The sequence below is a fragment of the Flavobacterium sp. GT3P67 genome (assembly GCF_004349155.1).
Lineage (GTDB): Bacteria > Bacteroidota > Bacteroidia > Flavobacteriales > Flavobacteriaceae > Flavobacterium > Flavobacterium ranwuense.
Genome location: NZ_SMLF01000001.1, coordinates 59,179 through 74,042, shown reverse-complemented (window position 1 = coordinate 74,042; position 14,864 = coordinate 59,179). Strand labels below are relative to the sequence as shown.

Annotated in this window: 8 protein-coding genes; all 8 read left to right on the top strand. The window is 33.3% G+C overall.

Annotated features, from left to right (window positions below; genetic code table 11):
• Positions 1-10 precede the first annotated feature (10 nt).
• The 8 genes from E0H99_RS00310 to E0H99_RS00275 all read left to right on the top strand — a co-directional run bounded on the left by E0H99_RS00310 (position 11) and on the right by E0H99_RS00275 (position 14,796).
• Positions 11-1,531: a RagB/SusD family nutrient uptake outer membrane protein gene (locus E0H99_RS00310; RefSeq protein WP_131990273.1), complete on the top strand. Its 1,521-nt coding sequence runs from the start codon at positions 11-13 to the stop codon at positions 1,529-1,531.
• Positions 1,532-1,825: 294 nt separating this feature from the next.
• The gene (locus E0H99_RS00305; RefSeq protein ID WP_131990272.1) at positions 1,826-5,143 is read left to right on the top strand and encodes a VCBS repeat-containing protein; all 3,318 of its coding nucleotides are present in this window, start codon (positions 1,826-1,828) and stop codon (positions 5,141-5,143) included.
• Positions 5,136-8,390: a VCBS repeat-containing protein gene (locus tag E0H99_RS00300; RefSeq protein ID WP_131990271.1), complete on the top strand. Its 3,255-nt coding sequence runs from the start codon at positions 5,136-5,138 to the stop codon at positions 8,388-8,390. Before E0H99_RS00305 ends, E0H99_RS00300 begins: the two co-directional genes overlap by 8 nt.
• A 32-nt stretch (positions 8,391-8,422) precedes the next feature.
• Complete coding sequence (locus E0H99_RS00295) at positions 8,423-9,751, top strand: vanadium-dependent haloperoxidase (protein WP_131990270.1); 1,329 nt, start codon at positions 8,423-8,425, stop codon at positions 9,749-9,751.
• Positions 9,751-10,668: a hypothetical protein gene (locus E0H99_RS00290; protein ID WP_131990269.1), complete on the top strand. Its 918-nt coding sequence runs from the start codon at positions 9,751-9,753 to the stop codon at positions 10,666-10,668. Before E0H99_RS00295 ends, E0H99_RS00290 begins: the two co-directional genes overlap by 1 nt.
• Positions 10,669-10,805: 137 nt before the next feature.
• Positions 10,806-12,110, top strand: coding sequence for an MFS transporter (locus tag E0H99_RS00285; RefSeq protein ID WP_131990268.1), 1,305 nt, complete (start codon positions 10,806-10,808; stop codon positions 12,108-12,110).
• A 16-nt stretch (positions 12,111-12,126) separates the two neighbouring features.
• Positions 12,127-13,053, top strand: coding sequence for a carbohydrate kinase family protein (locus tag E0H99_RS00280; RefSeq protein WP_131991579.1), 927 nt, complete (start codon positions 12,127-12,129; stop codon positions 13,051-13,053).
• 3 nt (positions 13,054-13,056) lie between these two features.
• Entirely contained in the window at positions 13,057-14,796 is a 1,740-nt protein-coding gene (locus tag E0H99_RS00275; protein ID WP_131990267.1) for a glycosidase, read from the top strand.
• Positions 14,797-14,864 lie beyond the last annotated feature (68 nt).

Genomic DNA, 14,864 nt, shown 5'->3' with positions numbered 1-14,864 from the left:
TTAAAAAACAATGAAAAATAATAATATTATTAAGAGCATCTTATTCGTTGGTACAATTGTACTAGCAGTAAGTTGTACCAATCTAGAGGAGGAAGTATTAGATGGTGTAGTTATTGGTAATTCAGCAGGTGGAACCGTTAACAGTGCATCTCTATTGACAAAAGCTTACGAAGGTTTAAGAGAATTCCAAGGTCAAGGTCAAATGTTTGCTTTAGATGAGATGTCTACGGATGCTTTAGTGGGGCCTACTCGTGGAGGTGACTGGGATGACAATGCAACATGGAGGCAAATCCATACACATACATGGGCGCCAGATCACAATGAAGTTAGAGGTGCGTGGAACTCTTTATTATCAAATGTTTATAATTGTAATTTAGTTGTAGAAAACGGTACGGCTTCAGAGGTTGTTCAAGCGCGTTTTTTAAGAGCGTTTTACTATTATAATGTAGTTGATTTGTTTGGTCAGGCACCATATAGAGAAGCTGGTTCTTCATTAGAAGCAGATCCAAAAGTATGGACAAGACAAGAAGCAACTACTTTTGTTATAAGTGAGTTAGAAGCTATTGTTGGTGCTTTACCAGCTCGTGTAGCTGGTGATGCAAGTATCGCAAACAAAGATGCTGCTAATTTCTTATTGGCTAAAATGTACTTAAACAAAGGAGTCTTTAATGCAGCAAATCCAGCAGGACCTTATGTTTTTGACGCTGCTGATATGACTAAAGTAGTAACTTATGTTAATGCAATAAATAGTTCTTTGGCAACAGATTATTGGGATAATTTTAAACCGGATAACAATACCTCTCCTGAAATATTGTTTTCCTCTAAGAATTTAAGAGGTGGACAGGGTGGAGGTATTCAGTCAAGATGGAGGATGAGTATGCATTACAATCAAACTCCTGATGGATGGAATGGTTTTGCTACTGTAGCTGAATATTATAATAAGTTTAATCCTAATGACAGACGTATTAAAAATTCTGATCCAGCAATTATTACGTCTTTTGGTAACAATGTAGGATTTCAAATTGGTCAAATGTACAAACCAGGTGGTGTAACTCCATTGCAAGATAGAAATGCTCATCCATTAGTATTTACTGCTGCTTTAACATTAATTACAAGTGGTGCTACTTTAGAGACTGCAGGAATTAGAAGTCAAAAATATATTCCGGATGCTGCTAATTTAGGTACTCCAGAAAACGATTATGAATTCATGCGTTATTCGGATGCGTTATTAATGAAAGCTGAAGCAATTCTAAGAGGAGGAACTGGAACCAATGATGTTGTAAAACTTGGACTGTTAGTTTCTAGAACTAATGTACCAGGGACTATTCCAACTACATTAGAGGCTATTTATCTTGATAGAGGTAAAGAATTATGGTATGAAGGTTGGAGAAGAAATGATATGATTCGGTTCGGTAAATTCTTGGCTGCAAGAGAACTGAAACCTTACGTTTCTGATAACAGATATGTACTGTTCCCTATTCCAGCAGACGCATTATTTAATGCTAATTTGAAACAAAATCCTGGTTACTAAGATTTATTTACTATTAATTATTTTTTGAGTTAGTTATAAAGAGGGTATTTAGTACCCTCTTTATTTTTTTATACAAGTCTGTTTTTATTTGGGTACCATTTATTGACGAATAAATATATTTTTAAATGGCTAATAGTTAAAACTTATAAACCTTTTCTTACTCGTCTTAATTAGTAGTTTAATTTTTTTTTTTAACGTACTTCTATTCGCTTTATTGGTTTATTTATTTTTTTATACAGTGAATATTACATAAATTGGCATCCTCTAATTACCTAATCAAATAGTATTTTAAATATGTTTAACCGTATTATTTTGTTTTTCCTTTTTCTCTTTTTTTTCACTAATTGTTCCAAAGAAAACCTAGAAAATAAAGATGGTTTATTCTCCAAATTAGACCCTTCAAATACCGGAATTGATTTTGTAAATGAAGTCAAGAATGGTACGGATATGAATATATTCAAATACAGAAATTTTTATAATGGCGGAGGTGTTGCAATTGGGGATGTTAACAATGACGGGCTTTCTGATGTATATTTTACTTCAAATCTTGGAGCCAACAAACTGTACTTAAATAAGGGGAATTTTAAATTCGAAGATATTTCTAAAAAAGCGGGTATCGAAGGAAACAAATCATGGTCAACGGGTGTTGTAATGGTGGATATAAATGGGGATGGATTACTCGATATTTATGTTTGTAACGCAGGGAATAATATTAACTCAACAAGAAAAAGCCAACTTTTTATTAATAACGGTAACTTGACATTTACAGATAAAGCGGAACAATACAATCTTGCGGATACTGGTATCACGACACACGCCGCTTTTTTTGATTATGATAAAGATGGTGATTTAGATTGTTACATACTTAACAATAGTTTTATTCCGGTTAGTAGCCTGAACTATTCTAACAAAAGAACATTAAGAGATAAAGATTGGGATGTCCCTGATATTCTAAAAGGTGGTGGTGATAAACTACTGCGTAATGATAACGGAAAATTTAGCGATGTAAGCCAAGAAGCCGGTATTTATGGAAGTCTTATAGGGTTTGGACTTGGAGTAACTGTTGGAGATGTAAATGGTGATTTATATCCAGACATTTATATTTCAAATGACTTTTACGAAAGAGATTATTTATATATAAATAATAAAAATGGCACTTTTACCGAACAAATTCAAGGATGGGCATCACATATCAGTCAATCTTCTATGGGGGCTGATATGGCCGACATAAATAACGACGGGAAGGCAGATATATTTGTAACGGATATGTTACCGGAGCACGATGAACGTTTGAAAACTACCACAAATTTTGAAAACTATGATTTATATCTTAGAAAAATAAATTTAGATTTTTTCAATCAATACATGCAAAATACTTTACAGCTTAATAATGGGAATAATCAATTTCTTGAAATAGCAAATTATGCGGGCGTGGCTAAAACGGATTGGAGTTGGGGCGCTTTGATGTTTGATATGGATAATGACGGTTATAAAGATATTTATGTGTGTAATGGAATTTATAACGATTTGACTAATCAAGACTTTGTTGATTTTTTTGCGAATGAATTTATGCAAAAAATGATTGTTACGGGCAAAAAGGAAGAAATAGAAACGATTATTAATAAAATGCCAAGTACACCAATACCAAATTATGCTTTTAAAAACAACAAAAATCTAACCTTTACTAATGAAGCCCAAAAGTGGGGATTGGATACACCCAGTTTTTCAAATGGTGCCGCTTATGGGGATTTAGATAATGATGGGGATTTAGATCTGATTGTCAATAATGTCAATATGGAAGCCTTTGTGTATCGCAACAATTCTGAGAAAAATAAGAATAACCATTATGTAAAAGTAAAATTAAAAGGAGACAACCAGAATAAATTTGGAGTAGGAAGTGTTGTTCAATTATTTTCAGGTAAAGAAATTTTAAGACAAGAGTTAATTCCTTCTAGAGGTTTTCAATCTTCAATTGATTATGTGATGACTTTTGGAATTGGAATTAAAAAAATAGATTCTTTGCAGGTAATTTGGCCAAACGGTAAATTTCAAACGATTAAAAAAATAAAAAATAACTCTACGCTCAATTTAAATATTGCAGACGCAAAATCAAATTTTGCACCAAAAAAAGAGAAATCTAAAGTATTATTTTCTGAAAATAAAAATCAATTTTCAGCACACAAAGAAAATGATTACATCGATTTTGATTATGAAGGTCTGATCTCTAAAGAACTCTCACAAGAAGGCCCATCACTGGCTGTTGCAGATATTAACGGTGACGGGAATGAGGATGTTTTTATAGGTGGAGCCAAAGGGCAAAGTGGGAAAATCTATTTGAATAATGGAAACGAAAATTATACAAGTACCAGTCAAAAAGATTTAGACAGCGATGCCAGTTATGAAGATACTGCGGCTCATTTTTTTGATGCTGATAACGATGGAGACCAAGATTTACTAGTTGGTTCTGGTGGAAACGAAAAAGCAGACCAGTCCAATTATAAGAATCGTTTGTATTTGAATAACGGAAAAGGTGGTTTTGTCAAAAGCAAAATCAATATTCCAACGACCAACAATAGCGTTTCGGTAATTGCTTCAAATGATTTTGATGCGGATGGAGATAGTGATGTGTTCATCGGAAGCCGAAGCGTACCCGGTGTTTATGGAATTAATCCAAAACAATTATTATTAGAAAATGATGGTAAAGGAAATTTCACTAATGTAACCGATAAGAAAGCGTTCAAATTGAATGAAGTAGGGATGATTACGGATGCTGTTTGGGAAGATATTGATAATGACGGTAAAAAAGACTTGATCGTTGTGGGGGATTGGATGGCGCCAAGAATATTCAAAAATACAGGCAGACGTTTAGCGGATTATAAATCTAATCTTACGGATTATAAAGGTTTTTGGAATGCAATCAGCTGTGTGGATTTGAATAATGATGGCAAAAAAGATTTAGTGCTTGGAAACAAAGGAACTAACACTCCATATAAAGCATCAAGTACTAATCCGATGCGATTGTTTATAAATGATTTTGATAATAACGGTACTATTGAGCAAATCGCAACCCGTTCTATAGCTAATAAAGACATCCCAATTCATTTAAAACAGGAATTAGCCAAACAGATTCCTTCTATCAAGAAGAAAAATTTGAGTTATGCAGATTATTCTAAAAAATCATTTCAGGATTTGTTTGCTCAAGATGTAGTTGGTAATTCCATACAAAAAACGGTTACTATTCAGGAGAGTGTAGTTGCTTTTAATAAAGGAAATGGAAAATTTGATGTGAAAGTATTACCAAAAGAAGTTCAGTTTTCGGGTGTAAACACGATTTGCCCATTAGATGTGAATAAAGATGGGATTTTGGATCTGATTTTGGGTGGAAATCAATATGAATTCAAACCACAATTTTCAAGATTAGATGCTAATTATGGAAGTGTCCTTTTAGGTTCCAGAAAAGGTGTTTTTTCATGGCTGCCTTACAATAAATCAGGATTTTTTATCAAAGGCGAGGTCAAACATGTTAAAACAATAAAAAATAAGAACAACACAATTTCCATAATAGCGGTTGTAAATGACGATACTCCTAAAATATTTAAAAGCCATGAATAATTTTTTTAGAATAGGGCTGGCTTCATTGCTAATTGTTAGTTGTTCCAAGAAACAAGATCAATTATTTGAAAAACTATCTTCGGAAAAAAGTAATATTACTTTCAATAATCAGCTGGATCCCTCCAAGAATATCTCTATTTTAGATTATCTCTACTATTATAACGGAGGTGGTGTTGCGTTAGGAGATATCAATAATGATGGTTTGGTAGATATTTATTTTACTTCTAATCAAGGAAAAAATAAATTATACTTAAATAAAGGGAAAAATAAATTTGAAGACATTTCAGTAAAAGCAGGTGTAGAGAGTCAAAGTGATTGGAATACAGGAACCGTAATGGCTGATGTAAATGGAGATGGGTATTTAGATATTTATGTTTGTGCCGTAGTTGGGATTAACGGTTTTGAAGGTCAAAATGAATTGTTTATTAATAATAAGGACAATACGTTTTCCGAAAGCGCGGCTGAATATGGATTAGATCTTGATAACTACAGTTCTTCAGCAGCTTTCTTAGATTATGATTTGGATGGGGATTTAGATATGTATTTATTGAATCATGCGGTTCACTCTGAAGCATCTTTTGGTAATGCCGATGTCAGAAATAAAAGAAGCTATGAGTGTGGGGATAAGTTATTCCAAAATGATAATGGAAAATTTGTTGATGTAAGTGAAAAGGCTGGAATTTTTGGCGGTGCCAATGGCTATGGTTTAGGATTGGCAGTTTCTGATTTTAATTTAGATGGCTATCCTGATATTTATGTTGGGAATGATTTTCATGAAGATGATTATTACTATCTGAACAACGGCGATGGTACTTTTACAGAAAGTTTAAAACACTATTTTGGGCATACCAGTAGATTCTCAATGGGTGTTGATGTTGCGGATGTCAATCATGACGGATTTCCTGATATTATGACTTTGGATATGCTACCTGAAGACGAAAAAGTTTTGAAATCCTCATTGGGGGATGACAACGTGCAAATGTTGAAATTCCGAACCGAAAAATTAGGGTATCATTACCAGTACACCAGAAATATGTTGCAATTGAACCAAGGCGGAAATCATTTTACAGAAGTTGCTTTGTTGAGTGGTGTTGCAGCTACTGATTGGAGTTGGAGTACTTTATTTGGCGATTATGATCAAGATGGCGAGCAGGATATATTCGTTTCTAACGGAATTCCAAAACGTCCCAATGATTTGGATTACGTTAAATATTATTCAAACGATCAAATAAAGACCAAAATTAGTACAACTAAATTGTTGGATAAAGAAGCGTTGAAGAAAATGCCAAAAGGCAATGTGTCTAATTATGTTTTTCAAGGTTCTAAAGATTTAATGTTTAAAAACAGATCGAACGATTGGATTGAAAATGACTCTATAATTTCTAACGGAAGCGGGTATGCTGATATTGATAATGATGGAGATTTAGACGTAATTACGAATAATTTAAATAGTGTAGCATCAGTTTATATAAACACAACGGATAAAACTTCTAATTATTTAAAATTGAAATTAAAGTTTACTGGGAAGAATACTTTTGGTATTGGAACCAAGATAATTTCGTATTCTAAAGGCAAAAAACAATTTAAAGAACTACAAACTACCAGAGGATTTCAATCTTCGTCGGAGCCTGTTATACATTTTGGCTACGGAAAAATACGTAAAATAGATTCGTTAGTGGTTATTTGGCCGGACAAAACCTATCAAACATTGAAGAATGTGACTACCAACCAAACATTGACAATCAAACCAGATAGCAGCAGAAAGCTTTTTGATTACAATAAATTACACCCTGTAGTTATGCCTGTTTTCAAAAAGGTACCTACTAATTTAGGAATTGATTTTAAACACCAAGAAAATGATTTTATCGATTTTACAGCTCAAAAATTAATTCCTTATCAACGTTCTGATAGAGGTCCTGCAACTGCGATAGGGGATTTGAACGGAGATGGGAAAGAAGATATTTTCTTTGGTGGTGCTAAAGGGAAAGCCTCTCAAATTTATATTCAAAATGCTAACGGTTTTTCTAAAAAAACGTATGAATCAATAGAAAAAGATTCTGTTTTTGAAGATGTATCAGCTGTAATTGGAGATTTTAATTTCGATAAAATAAATGATTTGTTTGTTGTTTCGGGTAATGGCGAAAATGCTCAAAATTTGCAAGACCGTTTGTATATTGGCAACCAATTAATAAATTCTAATTTTCCGGTATTACGCCAAAATGCATCAGTTGTAAAGACTTTTGATTATGATAACGATGGAGATTTAGACTTTTTTATTGGCAATAATTCTGAATATAATCGCTTTGGTAGTTCGCCGGATTGTTATTTGTTAAATAATAATAAAGGAACATTTACTATTGTACAGAATAAAACATTTGAAGCAATAGGAATGGTTACGGATGCTGTTTTTTCTGATTTTAATAAAGACGGAAAAATAGATTTAATTGTGGTTGGGGAATGGATGAAGCCTACTTTTTTTGCGAATATTAATGGTAAGTTTAAGGAAGTTACAGCTGCCATTTTGCCCGAAAAATTAAATGGTTTATATCAATCAATTATTTCCTTTGATATTGATACTGATGGTGATCAAGACTATTTGGTTGGTAATTGGGGATTGAATTCAAAATTCAAAGCTTCACAGGAGTTTCCGATGAAAATGTACTATGATGATTTTGATAAAAATGAAACTTTTGAAACTATTGTAGCAATAGAGAAAAAAGGGAATTATTACACCACATTGGGACTGGACGAATTAGCAGAACAATTCAGTGGAATGGTAAAAAAGAAATTCCACACTTACAAATCATTTGCTGGAAAAACACTGGAAGAGATTTTTGATCCAAAGATGCTCGAAAAAGCAAAATTATATGAAGTGCACAATTTGAAATCGGGGTATTTAAGAAATGACAAAGGAAAATTCACTTTTGTGCCTTTTTCAAATAAAATGCAAGTGGCACCAATTACGAGTTTTGTGAAATCTAATTTTGATTCAGATTCGAAAGAGGAAGTTTTTGCAGCAGGAAATTATTTTGGGGTTTCTCCTTATCACAGTAGATTTGACGGTTTCTCCGGAGCTTTAATTAAAAATGAAAAAACAATATTTTTAGGAAATCAAATTGGGATTAATTTGACCCAAAAGGCAGTCAGACACTTAAATGTTATTAATTTCAAGGGTAAAAAATATTTGTTGATTACCATAAATAATAAAGAAGCGGAGTTGTATGAAATGCCCTCAATAAAGCAATAATAGATTAAAAATAACATACAAATTAATTAAAAATGAAAACGAAAATTATAAGTATTGCGCTGATTTGCCTTCTTTTTATTTCGTGTAATAAGAATAAGTCTATCGTAGTTACTACAGATGATTATCATGCGGCAATAGATAATGTGACTCAAATTATGATTCATGATATTTTTTCGCCACCCGTTGCCAGTAGAATTTTTGTCTATCCAAATATAGCGGCTTATGAAGTTATGGCACAAAACAGCAAAATCTATGTGAGTCTTCAAAAGCAATTGAATGGATTGGATTCTATACCAAAGTTAGATCCTAAAATAGGCGTAAATCAACCAGTAGCAGCGCTGATTGCGCATATGGAATTAAGCAAACAATTGGTTTTTTCAGAAGAAATAGTGGAGACGTTTAGAGATAGTTTGTATCAAAAATGGAGCGATGAAAATGAAGAAGAGTTTGAGGTTTCTAAAGAATACGGACTAAAGGTGGCTGAGCGAATCAAGAAATGGATGGGAAAAGACAATTACAAACAAACCCGAACCATGTCTAAATTTTCTGTGCATGCCAGTGAACCTGGAAGATGGCAGCCTACTCCGCCAGCCTATATGGATGCCATAGAACCGCATTGGGGCGAAATCAGAACGATGGTTCTTGACTCGGCATCACAGTTTAAACCCATACCGGCATTCCCTTTTTCTTTAGATAAAAAATCACCTTTTTTTAAAGAAGTACAAGAAGTGTATGATATCAGTAAAGAGATGGTTAAAAAAGGAGATAATTCAGAGGAAATTAAAATTGCTCAATTTTGGGATTGTAATCCGTATGTTTCCGTAAGTCAGGGGCACATGATGTTTGCAAAAAAGAAGATTACCCCTGGAGGGCACTGGATGGGAATTGTGAAAATTGCAAGCAAAAAATCGAAAGCAGATTTTGCTAAAACAGTTTTTGCTTATACCAAAACTTCAATAGGGATTTTTGAAGGATTTATCAGCTGTTGGGATGAAAAGTTTAAGAGCAATGTGGTGCGTCCGGAAACAGTAATCAATCAGAATATTGATGAAAACTGGAAACCTTTGTTGCAGACGCCTCCTTTTCCCGAATACACAAGTGGGCATTCCGTGGTTTCAATGTGCTCTTCTTCTATTTTGACATCTGTTTTTGGTGATAATTTTGCCTACACCGATGATACTGAATTGCAATTTGGATTGCCAAAAAGGAAATTTGCCTCTTTTGATGCTGCCGCCAAAGAAGCGGCGATGAGCCGTCTTTATGGAGGAATTCATTATAAAGCCGCAATTGTAAACGGGATTACGCTTGGCGAGAATATAGGAGATTTTATTGTTGTAAAATTAAAGATGATTAAAAAGTAATGACAGTCAAAAAAAAAATTATAATAGGTTTCAGTGCTTTTTTAGCGTTGCTTTTAGTTTGGTACCTGTTCATAAAGGAAACAGATTATTGTATATCGTTTAAAGTAAAAACAGCCACAGGAACCGTTTTCCAGGGAATTCAGGAATGGACAGCGGCTCAATTGTTAAAAGATAAAGAACATTATGTCATTTTGGAAAAGAGAAACTTTGACTTTATCAAACAAGAGATGAAAAAAGGAAATGTTCAAATGGAATATACTTGGAGCATTAAATCAACTAATGACTCAGTGACAACTGTTAGCGTTGGAATCAGAGATCTGAATCGCAGTTTGTACAATAAACTAACGGTACCATTTTTTAATACTGAATTTAAACAAGAACAAATCAGAAAAATAACTGATTTTAAGCAAGGATTAAGCGATCATTTGAAAAATTTTAAAGTCAAAATTGATGGGAAAGGTTCTTCAGAAGAAACATTTGTAGCATACATCAATTTAAAAAGTGTTTTACAGGAAAAAGCACAACATATGATTGCAAATGATGCGAGCATTACCGGATTTCTATTGAAAAACAAAATAGAAATTATTGGAAAACCGTATGTAGAAATTACAAAATGGGATTTAGATAAAGAGACCATCGATTTTAATTATTGTTTTCCAATTGATAAAAACACAAAAGTTATTGAAAATGAAGTTGTGAAATTCAAGAAATTATCAGCCATCAAAGGATTGAAAGCTACTTATTACGGGAATTTCAGAACTTCTGACAGAGCTTGGTTTGCGTTGTTGGATTATGCCAAGAAGAAGGATTATAAATTAGAGAATAAACCATTAGAACATTTTCTTTCAAATCCTTTTAATGGAGGAGAAGAGCTACAATGGGAAACTAAAATAATCATCCCTTTTGCTTCAGAATAAAAAGATGTTTTTTTTTGCAGTTTTAAATTTATCGAAAACGTTTTCGGGTCTTCCGAAAACGTTTTTGTTTATATTCTGTATACAATTGGTAATATTAAAATTAATTTTAGAAATAATTAACGAATTAACCACCCAGAATGAGCTTAAAAGTAAAATTAAAATTTTGGCAGATAATCAATATGAATGTTGGTTTTTTTGGGATACAGTATAGCTTCGGCTTACAGCAAAGTGCCGTAAATCCTATTTATGATTTTTTGCATGCAAGTCCAGATCAAATTCCTATATTAAATCTTGCAGGACCCTTAACTGGATTGTTAATTCAACCCATAATTGGAGCGATGAGTGATAAAACTTGGCATCCAAGATGGGGAAAGCGTAAACCTTACTTTTTTATTGGAGCAATAGTTTGTAGTATTGCTTTATTTCTGTTCCCATTTAGTAGTTCATTATGGATGGCTGCAGGTTTGCTTTGGATTTTAGATGTTGGTAACAATACCGCTATGGAACCATATCGTGCTTTTATTGCTGACACGCTAGACGAAGAACAGCAGCCAATAGGTTTTCAGGCTCAAAGTTTTTTTACTGGTTTTGGACAGTTTCTGGCCTATATTTCTCTTTTTCTATTTCCACTTGTTTTTGTGGGTTATACAGGAGCATTACCAACTTGGATTTATGCTTCGTTTTTTTTAGGCGCAGTTCTTTCGGTAACTTCCATTTGGTGGAGTATGAAAAAAACAACAGAAATTCCACCAACTGAAGCAGAATTAGCAATTTTAAAAGCGGAACCATTAAATGTTTTTTCTCCTTTTATAGATATTTATAGAGCGGTTTTAGAAATGCCAACGGTTATGTGGCAACTATTTTTGGTCTATTTGTTTCAATGGTATGCCATGATGTGTTATTGGCAAAACAATTCAAAAAGTATTGCTTTGTCCGTTTGGAATGTAACGCCAAAGAATACAGTAGGATATGAAAAAGCAGTGGAATGGAATGGGTTGATTGGTGCATTTGGATTTATTGTTACTTTTTCAATAGCCTTCTATTTGGCCAAATTAGCCAAAAAGCATGGTGCTAAGATGATTCATTTCGTCTGTCTGTTATTAGGAGCGGTTTCTCTTTTATGTTTTCCAATGGTGCAAAATCAATATGTATTTTTTGCAGTAATTATTGGTTACGGAATTGCCTGGGCAAGTATGATGGGAATTCCTTACTTGATGGTTGTTGCTGTTATTTCAAAAGAGCGCTATGGCGTCTACATGGGTATTATCAATATGATGATTGTGATCCCAATGATTATTCAAAACCTGTCATTTGGTTATATTTTAAAAAACTTCTTACATAATGACCCTCGATTAGCAATAAGTTTTGCAGGAGTACTGTTAGTGATTGCTGCTTTCTGCACCTTATTAATTAAAATAAAAAAGACAAAATTAAGTGAATAATACAATAAATAATAATATGGATGAAATAGACATCCTTTGTGTTGGTGAAGTTCTTGTAGATTTTATTGGACATCAAGAAGGAGTACTTATTAATGAAACTAGAGATTATCATAGGTATTTAGGAGGTTCACCTACTAATGTTGCTATGAATTCAACGCGATTGGGTTTGAATACTATTATGGTTGCAACTGTAGGAGACGATGGTTTTGGGTCCTATATTACGGAACGATTAACGAGTGTGGGAGTGAATACAAACCATCTTAAGGTTCTGGAGAATAAATCTACTAGTGTGATTTTTGTTTCAAGATCCGAGGGTACCCCGGATTTTATTCCGTATCGTTCAGCAGATTGTTGTATTGATGAAGAACAAATTTCAAGGGAAATACTATCTCGTACAAAGATATTTCATACCACCTGTTTCGCATTAAGTAAAAATCCTGCACAGAAAACCATCTTAAAGAAAGCACAAGAAGCACACGATTTAGGATGTAAGCTAAGTATCGATCTTAACTATGCAAGAAAACTTTGGAAAAGTCAAAAGAAGGCTTTTAAAGTAATCAAAACCTATTGTCAATTCAATCCGTTAATAAAAATTAGTGAAGATGATATGCTGCGTCTTTTTGAGAAGGAACTACCTCATGAAGAGATATTTGATTTTTTTCACCATCAAGGAGTAGATACTGTTTGCTTAACTTTAGGTAGCAAAGGAGTGAAATTATCTCAAAAAGGGAAAGAAGTAATACAAATGCCAGCAATAAAAATTGACAAAGTTATGGACTCCACTGGTGCAGGTGATGCTTTTTGGTCTGGATTTTTATTTGCTTATATAAAAGGAAAATCAATTAATGAATGTTTGGATATCGCTTTAAAATTAGCCGCTTTAAAACTGCAAAATGTGGGGCGATTACCGGATAGCATCAATATCCTTTCTAAACTTTTATAAAATATGATGCAACAAAATAATACAAAAATCAGTAATGGCGTAATGCTCAATATTTATCCAGATAGTGTTGGAGAAAAATTTAGTGATACCATAGCTATGCTTAAAATGGGTGAGTTTAAAGATGTATTTTCTTTACTATACGTTTTGCCTACTTTTTTTAATAGTGATTTAGATAGAGGTTTTTCTATTATTGATTATGATATAAATAAGGATTTAATTGACACAAAAGATTTAAAGGACTTGGATGAGCTCCAGATAAAACTGAAATTTGATATTGTGTTAAATCATCTTTCTGTAGCTTCTCCTCAGTTCAAAGACATGCTGCAACACGGTAATGAATCTAAATTTAAAGATTTTTTTATCAATTGGAATGAGTTCTGGGAGGGAAACGGGGTAAAAAATCAAGATGGAATTGTAATTCCAGAACCAGAGTTTCTCAATAAATTGTTCATGAGAAAGTCGGGTTTGCCTATCTTGAAAGTGCGTTTTCCGGATGGCACAGAACAGCCTTATTGGAATACTTTTTATCAGCAAATCACCTACAATCCGATTGCTGCAGCAGATTTAAAAAATGTAAAAGGACTGACAGAAAAGCAAAGCCTATTTATTGTTGCCGTAATTAACACAGCAATTAATGATAATCAAGATTTCACGACCATTGATTTTGAAAATTGTACTCCTTTAAAATCAGAAATTTTACAAATTGTAGAACAAAAGCGTTCCTATTTAGGACAAATGGATGTCAATGCTGAATCGCCTTTAGTATGGGATTTTTATGAGGAGACACTAAAGAAGTTAAATGGTTATGGTTGTAATATCCTTCGATTAGATGCTTTTGCCTATTTGCATAAACAAGTAGGGGAATCCAATTTTTTTAATAAACCGGGGACTTGGGAATATTTAGAGCGTATCAAGAAAATAGCACAACAAAATAATTTGATGCTATTGCCAGAAATTCATGCAGAATATGGTTTGCATTTACATGATGAGGTAGCCAATGAAGGATATTATATCTATGACTTTTTCTTGCCGGGTTTAACGATACATACTATCGAAAATAAAACCAGTAAAGCCTTGTTGAGTTGGGCTAAGGAAATTATTGCTAAAGGATATAAAACTGTAAACATGCTTGGTTGCCATGATGGAATACCTGTTCTGGATTTGAAAGGCAAAGAGGTAAATGGCGTTTATAATAAAGGATTGTTAGAAGATACCGAGATTGAAAGTATCATGAATAAAATCATGGAACGTGGTGGTCGTGTAAAGAATCTTTACGATCCTTCAGGGAATAAAATTTCTTATTATCAAATAAATGCTACCTTTTTTAGTGCACTAGGTGAAGATGAACAAAAGTTGCTTTTAGCAAGAGTCATTCAAATGTTTATGCCAGGAATACCGCAGGTTTGGTATTTAGATATTTTTGCAGGTAAAAACAATTATGAGGCTGCAGATAGTGGAGGTAGTGCCGGACATAAAGAAATTAATCGTACCACATTGACAATGTCTGATATTGAGCGGGGGCTCAAAACGGAAGTTGTAAATAAGCAGCTAGAAATTATGCACTTAAGAAATACTTCAAATGCTTTTTCAGGTCATGTAGAAATAAATGATGCCGTTGACGCTATTATAGATATTAAATGGGTAAATGGCACTACAGTTGCGCACCTAAAGGCAAACCTTGAAACCAATCGTTTTACAATTGACCATTCGGTAAACGGTATAACAACCACTATGAGTTTTTAAATTTCATACTGTAATCAAGAAATTAGGGGTGTCAAAATATCAAAATAAAGATAGTGACTCTGGAAGGG